Origin of the sequence: Bradyrhizobium sp. URHD0069, from assembly GCF_000701345.1 — a bacterium.
Lineage (GTDB): Bacteria > Pseudomonadota > Alphaproteobacteria > Rhizobiales > Xanthobacteraceae > Bradyrhizobium.
On sequence record NZ_JNIJ01000011.1, the window covers coordinates 135,454 to 151,327 of the forward strand.

Below are 15,874 nucleotides of genomic sequence, written 5' to 3' on the forward strand. Positions count from 1 at the left end.
AGCCTTGTGAATCACAAGTCTTGACGTGCCGCGCGAGCGTGCAATGCTCTGCCGGCAAAGACGGATGCTCATTCGCGTTCTTGCAAACCCCGTTGTGGCGCGCCCCGAATAAAGCAACTCGCGGGGAAAGCTCTTATGGAACGAAGGAACTCGAAAAATAGAATAGCGCCCAAGCAAAGATCTTAGGGGGAGATGTGACAGATGAAGACTCGTGCCGCTGTCGCGTTCGAAGCAAAGAAGCCGCTTGAGATCATCGAGCTTGACTTGGAGGGCCCGAAGGCCGGTGAGGTCCTGGTCGAGATAAAGGCGACCGGCATCTGTCACACCGACGCCTACACGCTGGACGGCTTCGACAGCGAGGGAATCTTTCCTTCGATCCTCGGCCATGAGGGGGCCGGGATTGTTCGCGAGGTCGGAGCAGGCGTCACTTCGGTGAAACCAGGCGATCATGTGATCCCGCTGTACACGCCAGAATGCCGCCAGTGCAAAAGTTGCCTGAGCCGCAAGACCAATCTTTGCACCGCCATCCGCGCGACGCAGGGCAAGGGCGTGATGCCCGATGGCACAAGCCGCTTCAGCTACCAGGGCAAACCCATTTTCCACTATATGGGCTGCTCTACTTTCTCGAACTTCACCGTGCTGCCGGAGATCGCCGTCGCCAAGATCCGCGAAGACGCGCCGTTCGACAAAAGCTGCTACATCGGCTGCGGCGTCACCACGGGCGTCGGCGCGGTGGTGAATACCGCCCAGGTCACGCCGGGCGCCAACGTGGTCGTGTTCGGCCTCGGCGGCATCGGGCTCAATGTCATTCAGGGCGCGAAGATGGTGGGCGCCGATAAAATCATTGGCGTTGATATCAACGACAGCAAGGAAGAATGGGGTCGCCGCTTTGGCATGACCCATTTCGTCAACCCGTCCAAGATCGGTGGCGATATCGTCCAGCATCTGGTCACGCTCACCGACGGCGGTGCCGACTACACCTTCGACTGCACCGGCAATACCACCGTGATGCGCCAGGCGCTGGAGGCGTGCCACCGCGGCTGGGGCGTGTCGGTCATCATCGGCGTGGCGGAAGCCGGCAAGGAGATTTCAACTCGGCCGTTCCAGCTGGTTACCGGCCGCGTGTGGAAGGGCACGGCGTTCGGCGGCGCGCGCGGCCGTACCGACGTGCCGAAGATCGTCGACTGGTACATGAACGGCAAGATACAGATCGATCCGATGATCACCCATCTGCTGAAGTTGGAGGAGATCAACAAGGGATTCGATCTGATGCACCAAGGCAAATCGATCCGTTCGGTCGTCGTGTTCTAAAATCAAAAACGTCAAACAAAGGAGGATAGGCCCATGACTGTTCATATCCACCCATCGGTTGACAACGGCGTACAACAGGGCTCGGGCAGCTTCGCCGGCGGGACCTTGGTCTGCGAATGCGAGGACAATCCGGTCAAGGTAGGCGTCAAGGGAGACGTCGCCCACAACCACGCCTGTGGTTGCACCAAATGCTGGAAGCCGGAGGGAGCAACCTTTTCAGTAGTCGCCGTGGTACCACGCGACAACGTGACTGTTATGGAGAACGGCGACAAGCTTCGCGTGGTCGACCCGTCCGCGACGATCCAGCGGCATGCTTGCCGCGCTTGCGGCACGCATATGTACGGACGCATCGAGAATAGCGCGCACCCGTTCTACGGACTGGACTTCATCCATCCGGAACTCTTCACAGAGGGTGGATCGGCCGCTCCGCAATTTGCGGCGTTCGTCTCCTCGGTGATCGAGTCCGGCGTCGATCCCTCGGAGATGCCGGCGATCAGATCGCGTCTCAAGGAACTCGGGCTTGAGCCCTATGACTGTCTGTCGCCGGCGCTGATGGATGCGATCGCCACCCATGTAGCGAAATCGACAGCCAAAGCGGCCTGACCCCGCCAGCCCGGCTCGGTGGTGAAGAGCATCTACCGAGCTGAGGCCGATCGCCCTACAATCCCGTCGCCCTGCGGCGCTGGAGCCGTAAATCATGACGGTCGAAACCGTTTCCCTAAATAAATCGCACGGCGGCATGCAGGGTGTTTACAAGCACGCCAGCCGCGAGACCGGAACGAGCATGACCTTTTCGGTCTATGTTCCTCCGCATGAAGGCGACGGGAAGCTACCGGTGGTCTGGTATCTGTCCGGCCTGACCTGCACCCACGCCAACGTCACGGAAAAGGGCGAATTTCGCAAGACATGCGCCGAGTTGGGCCTGATTTTTGTCGCGCCAGACACCAGCCCGCGCGGTGAAGGCGTGCCCGGTGATCCCGCCGGCGCCTACGATTTCGGGCTCGGTGCCGGCTTTTATGTCGACGCGACGCAACCGCCGTTCTCGCGGAACTACCGCATGTGGAGCTACGTGACCAAAGAACTTCCCGAATTGATCACCGCACAATTTCCTGCAGATCTAAAACGGCAGTCCATCCTCGGACACTCGATGGGCGGCCATGGCGCGCTAACGATCGCATTGTCCCATCCCGATCGCTACCGCGCCGCCACCGCCTTTTCACCGATCGTCGCACCCTCGCAAGTCCCCTGGGGTATCAAGGCGCTGACAGGCTATCTCGGCGACAATGAGGCATGGCGCAAGCATGACACGGTTTCTCTGATCGAGGACGGCGCCAGATTTCCCGATTTTCTGGTCGATGTCGGCGATGCCGATCCGTTCCTGGAGGAACAGCTTCGTCCGGAATTGCTAGAGCAGGCATGTTCGAAAGCAGGCATCCCTCTCAATCTCCGTCGCCAGGAAGGTTATGACCACAGCTACTACTTCGTTTCCACCTTCATGGCCGATCACCTGCGTTGGCATACCGCCCGGCTCAAAGCATAGGCTCGATCACCCGCTCACTGCGGTGCACGTAGTTGGGCACGAGTTATTAGCGTGCGCTGCAGCATTGACCGCCGCGACATCGAAGACGACAAACTTTCCGGCTTCGCCAAGCCTTTGCACAGGCGTTCGGTGACATCCCTCAGCCGCCGCTGTTAGTCCGCCTGTGGTCCATTCACTTCGTCCTGCAGGCTGGTATCGAGCAGTTCGAAGTCGAACACAGCGACTTTGAGCGGGTGGGCATATGCCGGCGATAGGACCAACAGCATCAGCGCAATGACAAAGCCAGCAATTCGGATGTTCCTGGTCCGTGAATTCACGGCGGCGCAAGTATAGACAGCATAAAACGGTTCGGCCATGTTTCAAACCGGAACTACTTCTATCGTCCGTCAGTCGAAGGAAGCCCCAAGGAGAAGACATGACCCGACTGCTTGTCGGCGTGACGGTGTGCCTGAGCGTGTTGGTCACAGGCGCGCTCGCGGCCGGTCCTCTCGAGATCGGCATCGGCTATCTTCGTCGCGCCGACATCAAGCCGACACTGTCGATCGTCGAGCAGCCTGCCGACAACGACGGCGTGGCTGGCGCCCGGCTAGCGATCGAGGATAACAACACCACCGGCAAGTTCCTGAATCAACATTTTACCCTGGAGGAATTTCGGCTCAAAGATGGTGATGACGTGACCAAGGCTGCTACCGCGCTCGCCGATCGGAACATCGCCTTCATCATTGCCGATCTTCCCGCGGACTCGCTGCTGAAGGCCGCCGATGCAATCCGCGATCGTGGAACCGTATTGTTCAATGCCGGCGCGATCGATGATCGCTTGCGCGAGGAAGATTGCCGGACCAACCTGATCCACGTCGCACCGACACGTTCGATGCTGGCGGACGCTCTCGCCCAGTATCTCGTTTGGAAGCAGTGGAAGCGCTGGATGATGGTGGTTGGCTCGCATGACGAAGACCGGCTTTTCGCCGCGACGTTACGACGTGCCGCAACCCGCTTCGGTGCGAAAATCGTTCAGGAAAGGGTGTTCGAGGACACTGGCGGCGCACGACGCACCGATAGCGGCGTTACCCTGATTCAGCGTCAGATTCCGGTATTCACTCAGCAGGCTCCTGCCTATGATATCCTCGTCGCAGCAGACGAGAGCGAGGTATTTGCGCCGTACCTGCCCTACCGAACCTGGGACCCGCGGCCGGTCGCCGGGTCCGCTGGCCTTGTGCCGAAAAGCTGGGACGCCGCTCAGGACCAGTGGGGCGCAGTCCAGCTGCAAAACCGGTTTCTCAAGCTCAATTCGCGGCGGATGACGGCGCTCGATATGCAGGCATGGATTGCGGTTCGCATGATTGGCGAGGCGGTGTCGCGCGTGAATTCAAGCGACCGCAAAACGGTGCTCGACTTCCTCAAGGGGCCGGATTTTTCCATCGCGGCATTCAAGGGCCAGCGACTTACGCTTCGAGCCTGGAATCTGCAGCTTCGTCAGCCGATCTTGCTCGTGGATGGCCGCATGGTGGTTTCGGTCTCGCCGCAAGAAGGATTCCTGCATCAGGTCTCGGAGCTTGATACGCTTGGCGTGGACCAACCCGAAACCAGGTGCAGGCTGCACTGAAAGGCGATGGAGATCTTTCGCATGTTGCGTCATTGCTTGGTTTCCGGAATTGCCGTCTGGCTGGCGGGCACTCTGCCCGCCGGCGCGTTTATCGCCTATGTGTCGAACGAAAAGAGCAACACCGTTTCGGTGATCGATACCGATAAGTGGGCCGTGATCAAGACCATCAAGGTCGGCCAGCGGCCGCGCGGCATCGAATTGACCAGGGATGGCAAGTTCGTGCTGGTGGCGGTCGGCGACGATAACACCATTCAGATGATCGATACCGCCACTAGGGAGGTGACAAACACCCTGCCCTCGGGACCCGATCCCGAACTCTTTGTCCAAGACAAGGCAGGCAAAATTCTCTACGTCGCCAACGAGAACGACAACACCGTCACTGTCATTGATATCGAAAAGCGCACACGCATCGGCGACGTTCAAGTCGGCGTCGAGCCGGAGGGCATGGCGCTCAGCCCGGACGGAAGATTTCTTATCAATACCTCAGAGACGACCAACATGGCGCACTTCATCGATACCGAAACGCGCCAGATCGTAGCGAATGTTTTGGTCGATGCGCGGCCGCGTTACGCCGAATTCAAGCGCGACGGATCCGAGTTGTGGGTTTCTTCAGAGATCGGCGGCACCGTCGCCGTCATCGATCCGGCGAAGCGCACGGTCACGAAAAAGGTCACCTTCAATATTCCCGGTATGCGGAAAGAGGCAATCCAGCCAGTTGGGATCAGTATCGTTGCCGACGGAAAGACCGCGTTCATCGCACTCGGGCCTGCCAACCGAGTCGCGGTGGTCGATGCCGCGAGCCATCAGGTCACCAAATATCTGCTGGTCGGGCAGCGCGCCTGGCATATGGCGTTTACTCCGGATGAAAAATTCCTTCTGGTCACGAATGGCGTATCGAACGATGTCTCCGTCATCGATGTCGCGGCGCTCAAGGTGATAAAGACCATTCAGGTCGGCGAACTGCCTTGGGGCATCACAATCGCGAAGCAATGATGAACCCCGAACCATCCATCGCTGACGACAAGGCAACCGGCCTTCATGGCGCGGCCTATCCTGACGGTGCGGCGCTGGCGATCGAAGGCGTCAGCCATTGCTATGGCACCCGCAAAGCACTCGACAATGTCAGCTTCACCGTCGCGCCGGGGAGCTTTACGGCACTGCTTGGGCTCAATGGCGCGGGCAAGAGCACGCTGTTTTCCATCATCACCCGGCTGTTCGGCATGCAAGCCGGACGCATCGCCATTTTCAATCACGATATCGGCTACGAGCCGGGCGAGGCGCTGCGCTGCATGGGCGTGGTGTTCCAACCGCGCACGCTGGATCTCGATCTCTCCGTCACCCAAAACCTGCTATATCATGCTGCCCTGCACGGCATCAGTCGGCGCGAGGCGCGGGTGCGCTCCGACGAAGTGCTGTCGCGAATGGGCCTTGCCGATCGCCCTGGCAGCAAGGTGCGCGACCTCTCGGGCGGCCAGATGCGGCGCTTGGAAATTGCACGGGCCCTTCTGCATGGGCCGCGGCTTCTGCTGCTCGACGAGGCGACGGTCGGGCTCGACGTCAAGGCGCGAGCCGAGATCCTCGGCCATGTACGAGGTCTGGTCAGCGAGCAAGGCATCGGCGTGCTTTGGGCCACGCACCTGTTCGACGAGATCGTGTCCAGCGACGATCTCGTTATTCTGCACCGCGGCCGGATTCTCGCAGAAGGTAAGGTCGCAGAAATCGTCGCGAGGGCCAAGGCGCGCGACTTGCATTCCATCTTCGCGCAGTTGACCGAAATTGGGTTGGGATCCAGGGATGCCGCGCCATGAACGCGGCGATCGCAAACCAGAAACTTCCGGGTTTTTCGTTCGCGCAATATCTTACCTGCCTGAACGGCATCGTGTGGCGCGAGGGATTGCGCTTCGTGCACCAGCGTGAACGCTTCGTCTCGGCGCTGGTGCGGCCGCTGGTGTGGCTGTTCATCTTCGCCGCCGGCTTCCGCCAGGTGCTCGGCATCTCCATCATCCCGCCATACGAGACCTACATTCTCTATGAGGTCTACATCACGCCAGGACTGATGGCGATGATCCAGCTGTTTAACGGGATGCAATCGTCGCTCTCGATGGTCTACGACCGCGAGATGGGAAACATGCGCACGCTTTTGGTGAGCCCGATGCCCCGCTGGTATCTGTTGGGGTGCAAGCTTCTGGCGGGGACCGTGGTCTCCATCGTTCAAGTCTATGCCTTCCTGCTGATCGCGTGGTTTTGGGATATCGAGCCGCCGCCGATCGGCTATCTCGCGGTTTTGCCTGCGCTGGTGCTGTCCGGGTTTACGCTCGGAGCGCTTGGCATGCTGATCTCATCCGGCATCAGGCAACTCGAGAATTTCGCCGGCGTAATGAACTTCGTGATCTTTCCGATGTTTTTCGCTTCCTCTGCTCTTTACCCCTTGTGGCGGGTGCAGGAAGGAAGCCCGATGCTGTACTATGTGTGCCAGTTCAATCCATTCACCCATGCGGTCGAATTGATACGCTTTGCCCTGTACGGGAAGATGAACTGGATTTCGCTCGCAGTGGTCGCGGGCTGCACGGCAATATTCATGATCGGCGCCGTGCTCGCCTATGATCCGTCGCGCGGCCTCAGCCGCCGCGGGCCGGCAGGAGGCGAAACATGAGAGTGTTGGCGACGCTCTGCGTGATAGGTGCGGTGGCCGGTCCGGTTGACGGAAGCCTTGCCGCCGATCCGCGCTATCCCGACTGGCCCTGCACCCAGGCCAAGGTGCCCGAAATCTCGCTCGCCGCGGTCTGGAATGGTCCGGCGATCGACGATACCGCAAGCAAGTGGAAGGATGACGTCAAGGTCAGTGCGCTGGTTCCTCGTCTTGCCGCACGGCGCACGCCGCTCGATGAAGCGGAAAAAATGATCGTAGAGTTTCTATCTGAATCGGCTGGCCAAAAAAGCGAGGCAGGCAAGCTGCTGTTCGCCGGTCTGTTCGATACGCTAAACGCCGAGCGCTCCGCGGTCATGAGGGGGCTTGAACGAGTGACTCGCAAGCAACGCGAAGCCGCAGACCGGATTCGTGCCGACACAGTAGCACTGCACGCGCTGCAGGATGCGCCCACGCCGGACCAGGCCAAGATAGACGAGCTCGGCAATCAATTGGTATGGAAAACGCGAATTTTCGATGACCGGCAACGCGTGCTCAGATTCGTGTGTGAGGTACCGACGGCGATCGAGCAGCGGCTGTTCGCCCTTGGTCGCGTCATCCAGCAGGAGATGGAATAGCGCGCTTGGCGCAACCTATCCCTTAGCCTCCTGTTAAGCGAGCTTCGCTGCATCAAGCTCGCAAGCTTCCACATCATGGCTGCTTCGTTGTCATCTCCGCAGTGATCGGTCTATCATTGTCGTCGAGTAGCGGAACGCCGAAGTCGAGCAGGATCTTGTTGATCGCCGGCTGGTTCTCCTGGATCAGACGGTTGAGCATCCGCTTCCAATTTTGATCGGCTGGCCGAACACCCATGCCGATGCGATAGACAAGCCGAGATCCCGACGTTTCCTTGATCAGAGGCGTGACGTGCAATGGCGGGCTGACCTGTTTGGCGTAGTAGCCCGCCGTCGGCCCCCAGAGAACGCCGGCGTCGATCTCACCCGACATCAGATCCTTGATCATTGCCGCTGCCGAAGAGTCGACGCGCGTATCGATCATAAGCGGGTACGGCTTGGCACTTGTCATCAGGCCGGCGGCCGCCATGTTGGTGGCAGGCGGCGTGCCGGCAACGATGCCGATACGTTTGCCCTTCAGCCGCCCGTCCGCAAGCGTCGCGACCTCATCGAGGCCGCTGCCTTGTTTGGCGACCAGCGCGTATGCCGTACGGTAATAGGGATTGGTGCCCTGGGCCAGATCGTCGCCCTGCGGTAAACCCATGATAACGTCACAACGATGGGCGGCTAGCGTCATTCGAACGAAGCCAGTGACTTGCGGAAAGTACGTGTAGTCCAGCTTTTTATGTAGCTTCTCAGCAAACAATTCAGCGAGCTTGTCCTCGAATCCTTCGCCCTTATCGTTGGAGAACGGCAAATTTCGCGGGTCGGCACATACTCTCAACACCCTTGGATCGACCAGTTCAATCGACAGGTCGGTGCCTTCGGGAGTCTGCGCTCGCGACACTTCGCAGTCGATCGGCGTCGCAATGATCGAAACAAGCGAAATCAAGAGCCAGCGGTGGCACGCGGCATTCGTCATCGTCGTCTTCCCTTTGTTGATCGCCGCCGCCGGCCAGGCATCGAGGATCTCCTCCGGTAACCAGCCAAGGTGCGCCGTTCGATCAGCGCTTTCCCATGCAGGCGTCTTCCGCCTGCTTCGCGGCAGGGGGCTTGTCTTCATGCTTCGCAGGCCGCGTGCGCCCCACGGCGTCGTAGGCGCGGGCACGTAGATAGACGTAGAGATCGTCCATGTAACAGGCAACGTTCGGATTGTCGCCGAACGCCGGCATGACATTCCCCTGGGAAGTACTGACATTTTTGCGACCGCTTGCGACCACGTCGAGGAACCCACCATAGCTCATCGTCTTCAGCGAGTTCTTCAGCCCGGGTGCATAGGTCGAGCCCTCACCATCGGGACCGTGACAGACGTGACAATCCGCGTGGTAGCGGCGGTATCCGGAATACGTATACCAGTCGACGGTACCGTCGGCCGCGACCTTAAAGGTGGGATTGCCTTCTTTATCCAGATACTTGCCGTCTTCGGATTTGACTGCCGTCGGGTCGACAGCGTCGTCGGCAAAAGTGAACCCTCCAGATGCCACGAGGGCTATCGTGGCAACCACGAAGCAAACTGTACGCAAGAGCATATCCTCGATGTTCGAGTCCGCAACGAGCCGGCGCGTGGAGTGGATCCACGCGCCGGGACGATCTTCTGGGTCAGCTCACTGCGGTAGTGCGAACACCGTGAGCGTTCCACCGAGCGCGGTGTAGTTGCTGAGAGCTGCATAGCCGCCGACGGCACCGAGGCCGGCGGTGTCCACGTTCCTCTCGGCGGATTCCAATGCACGGCCCGCCGCCGCACGGCCTGCGGCGCCCTGCCATTCAGCGGCACCCTCAGGGGTCAGCAGCCCCGCCGCCAGGCCGATGCCCGCCCAGCCACCGATGCCGGACAGCACCGCAACGTATTGCTTACCGCCCTGCTCGTAGGTCGTGACGTTGCCGATGATGCCGGACGGGGTCTTGAACTTGTAGAGCTCCTTGCCGGTCTTGGCATCAACCGCCTTGAGGTAGCCTTCGAGCGTTCCGTAGAACACCACGCCACCGGCGGTGGCGAGCGCGCCCGACCAAACCGAGAACTGCTCCTTGTTCGACCAGACGATCTTGCCGGTCTTGTTGTCCCAGGCGATGAAGTTACCCATGTGGGTTTCGCCGGGAGGCGGATACATCGAGAGCGTTGCCCCGACATAGGGTTGGCCCGCGGTGTAGTTCACCTTGAACGGTTCGTAATCCATGCAGACATGGTTGGTCGGAACATAGAACAGCTGCGTATCCGGCGAATAGGCTGCCGGCTGTTCGTCCTTGGTGCCGAGCGCGGCCGGGCAGATACCTTTGACGTTTTGGTCCTCGCCGCCCTTTTCGGTCGAGTATTGATCAACAACCTTGGGGCGGCCATAGGTCGGCGAGCTCTTGTTCATGTCGACGCCGGTGGTCCAGTTGACCTTGGGATCGTACTTCTCGGCCACCAGCAATTCGCCAGAGACCCGATCGAGCGTATAAGCGAGCCCGTTGCGGTCGAAATGGGTCAGCAGCTTACGCGCCTGACCACCGAACTGCTGATCGCTGAGGATCATTTCGTTGACGCCGTCATAGTCCCACTCGTCGTGCGGGGTCATCTGATAAACCCAGCGGGTCATGCCGGTATCGACGTCCCGCGCAAAGATGGTCATCGACCAGCGATTGTCACCCGGCCGCTGGTTCGGATTCCAGGTCGAAGGGTTGCCCGATCCGTAATACATCAAGTTCAGCTCGGGATCGTAGGAGTACCAGCCCCACGTCGGTCCGCCGCCGATCTTCCACTGGTCGCCCTGCCAGGTGTTGGTGCCGGAGTCCTTGCCGACCGGCTTACCGAGATGCGTGGTCTTCACCGGATCGATCAGCGTGTCGCTGTCGGGTCCCATCGAATAGCCGCGCCAGACCCGCTTGCCGTCCTTGATGTTGTAGGCGGTCACCGAACCGCGCACGCCGAATTCGCCGCCCGAGATGCCGACGATGACCTTGTCCTTGAAGACCATCGGTGACGACGTACCGGACTCGCCCTTGCTGGGATCTCCGTTCTTCACCGACCAGACGAGTTTCCCGACCTTGGCATCGAGGGCGACGAGAGTCGTGTCGGCCTGGTGCAAGAAGATCTTGCCGTCCGCGTAGGACACGCCACGATTCACCGTGTCGCAGCACATTACCGGGATGACGTTCGGATCTTGTTTGGGTTCATATACCCAAACGATCTTATTCTCGTCGGCAAGGTCGAGGGCGTAGACCTTATTCGGAAATGGCGTATGGACGTACATGATGTTTCCGATGATGAGCGGTCCGCCTTCGTGGCCGCGCAGCACGCCGGTCGAAAACGTCCATGCGACCTGCAGTTTGCCAGCATTGGCTGCGGTAATCTGATTTAGCTTCGAGTAGCGCGTGTTGGCGTAGTCGCCTGTCGGCATCACCCAGTCCTTTGGGTTTTGCGACATTTTGATCAATTCGTCGTTGGCATTGGCGGCGCCTGCAGCGAACGCCACGATGGCGCCAAGACAGGTTGCGAGTTGCACCGTGCGCATAACGAAACCTCCCATGTTGCTTTAAGTCTTATCTTTATGCGGTGGGCTGTGATGCGCCCAGCATCAGCTCTTGCCTACGGAATGCATTTCCCGAAAGCCAATACGCGTTACACCTTCGGTGTCTGCGTCCGCCAACTCCTACGGGACATCGGCCATTCAGTGAACCGAGGTCCAATTGAAGCCGGAAACAATCAAATGCTATGCCCGTCAATTGCAGCGTGCAACAGAAATAATTCTCTCGAGTCTTTCCCGTTGCTGTTGCTACGCAGCGCCAAGCATTGAGTGTCGTGCGGCGATCGACACCGTGCGGATGAGTCATCGCTGTGTCATTCTTGCCGCGTTTGTAATCTTGCCGCGTTTGTAATGTCGCCGAGCCAACGCTCGCGCAGGAGCAGCGAGCGCCTGGCCTTTTGTCCCACGCGGGTGCAACGGCGCTCATGACGCGTGAACGAAGGCCATTGCCAATATCGGGTTCATCATCGGAGGCGATGCGGCGCGGTGATCGATACGGAGGCAGCCTGCGCGAAGCCAGACAACTGCTCGCAGCCATTCACGCCCGCACAAAAAGCCGATCCGATGCGTCATAAACGCTTACGGTCACCCGGATCATGTCTTCGGCGATGCAGCATTCTTCAGGGATGGAACCAAGTTGTCGGCCGCACGGCTGGCGGTGATCGAGGAGCTTCGCGTCATCTCCGCGCAGCAGCGGTTCCGGTCACGGATCTGTGAACGAAAGGCGGGCGGCCCTTTGCCGCGATTGCCTCGGAACCATGGCGATGAGAACTGCTCGACGACTACAATGCGTGCACATTCGCTTCACTATCGCCAAAAGGGAAGGTACGATCGCGAACAGCGCGCATCAGAAACATCTCACTTCCGCTTCTGCCTGAGCACGTCGCAGATCATTGACCGCACTTGTCGCCTGTTCGGCAGAGCGGAATGGTTCACCAAGGTCTCCCCGCATCTGCGCCATGCTAAGGACGGTTTCGGCCGTGACGTATCGATCGTAGGGCAGCAGCGATGCGATGACGTCGATCGAGCAGGAGCATTGATTGATCGCCTGCCGTGTTTCGCCATTCGCCTTGAGACAGCCGAAAACATACTCCGATCGCGCCGCCGTCGGATAATCGTTGACCTCGTCAGCACGCGCGACAGCGGCCATCGCTCCCAGAACGACCAGCCCGCAGACAATAAGTCGCATCAATCCGGCAAGCGTCATCACGTTTCTCCTGCTGGTGAGACTGCGAACTGCGCTATTATATGGAAAGGAAGCGCGCCGAGAAATGACACAGCAAAATTTGTCGGGTCATTAGATGTCTTGTTGGGCGTTCGGAGTTCGATAGCCAGGGCAATGCACATTTTCATCCGTATTCTGCTGGCGGCAGCCGTTTTCGCCGCGGTGTCCGGCGCTCCTTCCCGCGCCACCGAAACGATACGGGTTGCAGTGCAGAAGACCGGCACATTCGCTTGGGAACTGGCTGTGATCCGCGCTCACGGGCTCGACAAGAAGGCGAGCCTTGCGGTTGAGGTCAATGAGCTTGCCAGTCCGGAAGCTGGCAAAATCGCGTTGCGCGGTGGTGCCGCCGACGTCATCGTCGCTGATTGGGTATGGGTGGCGCGCGAGCGCGGGTTGGGCGCCAAGCTGACGTTCTACCCGTATTCGAGCGCGCTCGGCGCAGTGATGGTATCAAACACATCTTCGATCCGGACATTGGCGGATCTCAAGGGCCGCAAACTCGCCGTCGCCGGCGGCCCGATCGACAAAAATTGGCTGCTGCTGCGGGCGGCGACGAAGCAGGATGGCGTTGACCTGAAGTCAGAGTCGACGATTGTTTACGGTTCGCCACCGCTGTTGGCGGCCAAGACACTCAGCGGCGAAATGGACGCCACGCTGAATTATTGGAATTTCTGCGCCGCGCTGGAAGCGAAAGGCTTGCGCCGCCTCACAACTATCGAGGATCTTCTGCCGAAGCTCGGAGCCAAGGGCCGCACGGCGATGATCGGGTACGTCTTCAATGAGACATGGGGGAGCGCAAATCGCGATGTGGTTGCCCGTTTCATCGCAATGACCAGAGGGGCGAAGGAGATTTTGGCGACCTCAGATGCGGAGTGGGAAAAGATCGCGCCGCTGACGGGTACCGCCGACACCGCAACCTTGCACGCCTACCGTGATCGCTATCGGGAGGGAATTCCACGCCGCCCGATCGCCGACGAAGAAGCCGACGCGCGCGTACTCTATCGCGCGCTGGCGGAGATCGGAGGCCGCGAGATTGTGGGCCCGGCCCAAGACCTTGACCCCGGCACATTCTATCGTGCGATCTCCGAAGACTGAGATGTTCCGTTTTCTGTCATTCACCACGTTTCTTGCCACCTGGTGGATCGCCGCGCTGTTCGCTGGCGGAGAGAAGCTGCCACCACCTCCCGCTGTGTTGGCGGCAATTGTTGAGGCAGCCAACTCCGGCGCGCTGTTCTTGAATCTCGGCGTGACATTGGCGCGCGTTGCGCTCGCCTTCACGTTGGCGATGACACTAGGTACTGCGATCGGTTATCTGATGGGTCGGATACGTCTTGCCGATCGGGTCGGCGATCCTTGGCTGATCCTGCTGCTGAACCTGCCGGCGCTCGTCGTCATCGTCCTTGCGTATATCTGGGCCGGATTGACAGAGGTCGCCGCGATTGCGGCCATCGCCATCAACAAGCTACCCACCGCCGTCGTCACGGTGCGCGAGGGAACCCGTGCACTCGATACGACCCTCGACGAAATGGCGAGAGTGTTTGCGATGCCGCGCTGGAGGGCGTTCCGGCACGTCATACTGCCGCAACTGGCGCCCTACATCGCGGCTGCCGCGCGATCCGGTCTCTCTCTCGTCTGGAAAATCGTCCTGGTTGCGGAATTGCTCGGTCGTCCAAATGGCGTCGGCTTCGAGATCGGTGTCGCCTTTCAGCTATTCGACATTCCTCGTCTGCTCGCCTATGCGCTGAGTTTCGTGGCGGTGGTGCTCATCATCGAAACCGTCCTGGTGCAACCATTTGAAGCCCGAGTATCGAGGTGGCGCCCCCGTGCAGCTTGAGGTCGAAATCGCCCGCAAGGCGTTCACAAACGCGGCGGGCGAGCGGCACGACGTGCTCGTCGATTTAAAATTTGTGCTCGGCGCCGGAGAGGTTGGCGTCTTCGTCGGACCATCCGGCTGTGGCAAAAGTACTATGCTGAAGATCATTGCCGGTCTCGACCAGGACTATCAGGGCCGCGTTGTCCGTCCGGCAGACGCACGGATCGGCATGGTGTTTCAGGAGCCGCGGCTACTGCCTTGGCGGTCGGTCGAAGAAAATGTGCGGCTTGCCGCGCCGCGGGCGGATGACGTAGCGCTTTCCGCGCTATTCACAGTTCTGGAATTGAACGCACATCGCAGCCATTTTCCCGGCGAATTATCCCTCGGCCTCGCGCGCCGGGTCGCGCTGGCCCGTGCGTTCGCGGTCGAACCGGGTTTCCTCATTCTCGACGAACCGCTGACATCGCTCGACGACGCCCTTGCCATGCGCCTGCGCGACCAGATCGCCACTTTGGTGGACAGCCAATCCGTGACGACACTGCTTGTCACCCACGACGTGGACGACGCGATTCGCCTCGGCGACCGGGTGTTTCTGCTGTCGTCGCGACCGGCGCGGATTCTCGCCGAACTGCCAATTCGCACACCACGCAAGGCGCGCGGCGAAGCCGAGATTGCTGCGATCAAAGCAGAGATTGCGCGGCGGACCAATGGTGATAGTGCGAATGGAGATGCCTTATAGGCAGCGTTTGTGTTGCGTGCTAAAATACGTCGCCGGAGGAGTTGGCGATGAGGCGCACGTTTGGAGGCGCGGCGCTTAGCCTTGGTCTGCTCGCCGTAACGGCGGCGGCGCAGGACATGATGCGCGGCGTCGATCTGTCGTCGTCCGATATGGTCTCGGCCGAAATGACCCGCGGGCAAGTCGAAGGCGCGCTGGCCATCGCCACCGCCACCGCCACCGCGCCGGCCGATTTCACCGGCAAGAAATTGTCCAATCTCGATCTTTCGAGACTAGACTTTTCCGGCGCGATTTTTCGCGCGGCGCGGCTCAACAAGACGAAGCTCGCCGGCGCGAACCTCGATCATGCCGTCCTCGACCAGGCATGGCTGCTCAAAGCGGACCTGACGGGCGTGAGCCTGAAGGGTGCGAGCATGTTCGCCTCGCAGATGGCTCGGCGCCGATCTCTCGAAGGCGCGCGTTACCGCCGACCTTACCGGCGCGAGCCTTGTCGGAGCCTCGATCGCGGATGCACATTTGGGTGCCGATATGCGCAACCAGTCGATGGGCCTCATGCGCGCGGTATTGAAATCCGCCAATCTGGAACGCCTGAACGCCCGCGGCGCCGACCTGTCTCGCGTCGATCTCGAATTTGCTTCACTGAAGGGCGCCGATCTGACGGGCGCCTCCCTCAAGAGAGCCCAACTCGGGGGAGCCGATCTGACCGGTGTCATCGTCATCGGCACCGATTTCGACGGTGCTGATCTCGCTTCAGCGAAGTTGATCGCTCCGATTGGTCTCGACCAGGCGAAAAATTTCGACAAGGCGAAAAATCGCGATCGTCTAATAAGGGAGTGACGGCTA

The 15,874-nt window shown here is 60.0% G+C and carries 16 protein-coding genes and 1 pseudogene; 12 read left to right on the top strand and 5 right to left on the bottom strand.

Translation table 11 applies throughout. From position 1 onward, the window contains the following. The first annotated feature begins 201 nt into the window (after window positions 1-201). The 3 genes from N554_RS0106110 to fghA all read left to right on the top strand — a co-directional run bounded on the left by N554_RS0106110 (window position 202) and on the right by fghA (window position 2,851). Window positions 202-1,311, top strand: coding sequence for an S-(hydroxymethyl)glutathione dehydrogenase/class III alcohol dehydrogenase (locus tag N554_RS0106110; RefSeq protein WP_029582672.1), 1,110 nt, complete (start codon window positions 202-204; stop codon window positions 1,309-1,311). Between the two features lie 33 nt (window positions 1,312-1,344). Continuing rightward, window positions 1,345-1,914 (top strand): S-(hydroxymethyl)glutathione synthase, encoded by a 570-nt coding sequence (gene gfa, locus N554_RS0106115; protein ID WP_029582673.1) that lies wholly within the window; start codon window positions 1,345-1,347, stop codon window positions 1,912-1,914. A 94-nt stretch (window positions 1,915-2,008) separates the two neighbouring features. Beyond that, window positions 2,009-2,851: an S-formylglutathione hydrolase gene (gene fghA, locus N554_RS0106120; RefSeq protein WP_029582674.1), complete on the top strand. Its 843-nt coding sequence runs from the start codon at window positions 2,009-2,011 to the stop codon at window positions 2,849-2,851. A gap of 152 nt (window positions 2,852-3,003) precedes the next feature. Here fghA and N554_RS37195 read toward each other — a convergent pair whose 3' ends face one another. After that, window positions 3,004-3,207 (bottom strand): hypothetical protein, encoded by a 204-nt coding sequence (locus N554_RS37195; RefSeq protein WP_051677342.1) that lies wholly within the window; start codon window positions 3,205-3,207, stop codon window positions 3,004-3,006. A gap of 59 nt (window positions 3,208-3,266) precedes the next feature. On the opposite strand from N554_RS37195, the gene N554_RS0106130 reads away from it, so the two are divergent. From N554_RS0106130 to N554_RS0106150, 5 genes are read left to right on the top strand one after another with little or no spacing between them, the layout of a single operon-like run. Continuing rightward, window positions 3,267-4,454 (top strand): ABC transporter substrate-binding protein, encoded by a 1,188-nt coding sequence (locus tag N554_RS0106130; RefSeq protein ID WP_029582675.1) that lies wholly within the window; start codon window positions 3,267-3,269, stop codon window positions 4,452-4,454. Between the two features lie 21 nt (window positions 4,455-4,475). After that, a complete protein-coding gene (locus N554_RS0106135) occupies window positions 4,476-5,447 on the top strand; it encodes a YVTN family beta-propeller repeat protein (RefSeq protein ID WP_245283533.1) in 972 nt (323 codons plus the stop codon). Further along, window positions 5,447-6,262: an ABC transporter ATP-binding protein gene (locus N554_RS0106140; RefSeq protein WP_371259459.1), complete on the top strand. Its 816-nt coding sequence runs from the start codon at window positions 5,447-5,449 to the stop codon at window positions 6,260-6,262. Before N554_RS0106135 ends, N554_RS0106140 begins: the two co-directional genes overlap by 1 nt. Further along, window positions 6,259-7,107 carry an ABC transporter permease gene (locus N554_RS0106145; RefSeq protein WP_029582678.1) on the top strand — a complete coding sequence of 283 codons (849 nt, stop codon included), beginning with the start codon at window positions 6,259-6,261 and terminating at the stop codon, window positions 7,105-7,107. Before N554_RS0106140 ends, N554_RS0106145 begins: the two co-directional genes overlap by 4 nt. Beyond that, entirely contained in the window at window positions 7,104-7,718 is a 615-nt protein-coding gene (locus N554_RS0106150) for a hypothetical protein (protein ID WP_029582679.1), read from the top strand. The genes N554_RS0106145 and N554_RS0106150 overlap by 4 nt, the downstream gene beginning before the upstream one ends. Before the next feature lie 73 nt (window positions 7,719-7,791). Here N554_RS0106150 and N554_RS0106155 read toward each other — a convergent pair whose 3' ends face one another. The 4 genes from N554_RS0106155 to N554_RS0106170 form a co-directional block, all read right to left on the bottom strand. Next, window positions 7,792-8,676, bottom strand: coding sequence for a substrate-binding domain-containing protein (locus N554_RS0106155; RefSeq protein WP_029582680.1), 885 nt, complete (start codon window positions 8,674-8,676; stop codon window positions 7,792-7,794). 82 nt (window positions 8,677-8,758) lie between these two features. After that, the gene (locus tag N554_RS0106160; RefSeq protein WP_081851123.1) at window positions 8,759-9,283 is read right to left on the bottom strand and encodes a c-type cytochrome, methanol metabolism-related; all 525 of its coding nucleotides are present in this window, start codon (window positions 9,281-9,283) and stop codon (window positions 8,759-8,761) included. Between the two features lie 75 nt (window positions 9,284-9,358). Further along, window positions 9,359-11,245, bottom strand: a complete 1,887-nt coding sequence (gene xoxF5, locus N554_RS0106165) for a lanthanide-dependent methanol dehydrogenase XoxF5 (RefSeq protein WP_029582682.1) — start codon at window positions 11,243-11,245, stop codon at window positions 9,359-9,361. A gap of 859 nt (window positions 11,246-12,104) precedes the next feature. After that, window positions 12,105-12,464: a hypothetical protein gene (locus N554_RS0106170; RefSeq protein ID WP_029582683.1), complete on the bottom strand. Its 360-nt coding sequence runs from the start codon at window positions 12,462-12,464 to the stop codon at window positions 12,105-12,107. Window positions 12,465-12,596: 132 nt separating this feature from the next. On the opposite strand from N554_RS0106170, the gene N554_RS0106175 reads away from it, so the two are divergent. From N554_RS0106175 to N554_RS35470, 4 genes and pseudogenes are all read left to right on the top strand, one after another. Beyond that, complete coding sequence (locus N554_RS0106175) at window positions 12,597-13,577, top strand: ABC transporter substrate-binding protein (protein ID WP_029582684.1); 981 nt, start codon at window positions 12,597-12,599, stop codon at window positions 13,575-13,577. 1 nt (window position 13,578) lies between these two features. Continuing rightward, a complete protein-coding gene (locus N554_RS0106180; RefSeq protein ID WP_029582685.1) occupies window positions 13,579-14,316 on the top strand; it encodes an ABC transporter permease in 738 nt (245 codons plus the stop codon). Then, complete coding sequence (locus N554_RS0106185) at window positions 14,306-15,034, top strand: ABC transporter ATP-binding protein (protein WP_029582686.1); 729 nt, start codon at window positions 14,306-14,308, stop codon at window positions 15,032-15,034. The genes N554_RS0106180 and N554_RS0106185 overlap by 11 nt, the downstream gene beginning before the upstream one ends. Before the next feature lie 47 nt (window positions 15,035-15,081). Next, a pseudogene (locus N554_RS35470) lies at window positions 15,082-15,868 on the top strand (pentapeptide repeat-containing protein). Window positions 15,869-15,874 lie beyond the last annotated feature (6 nt).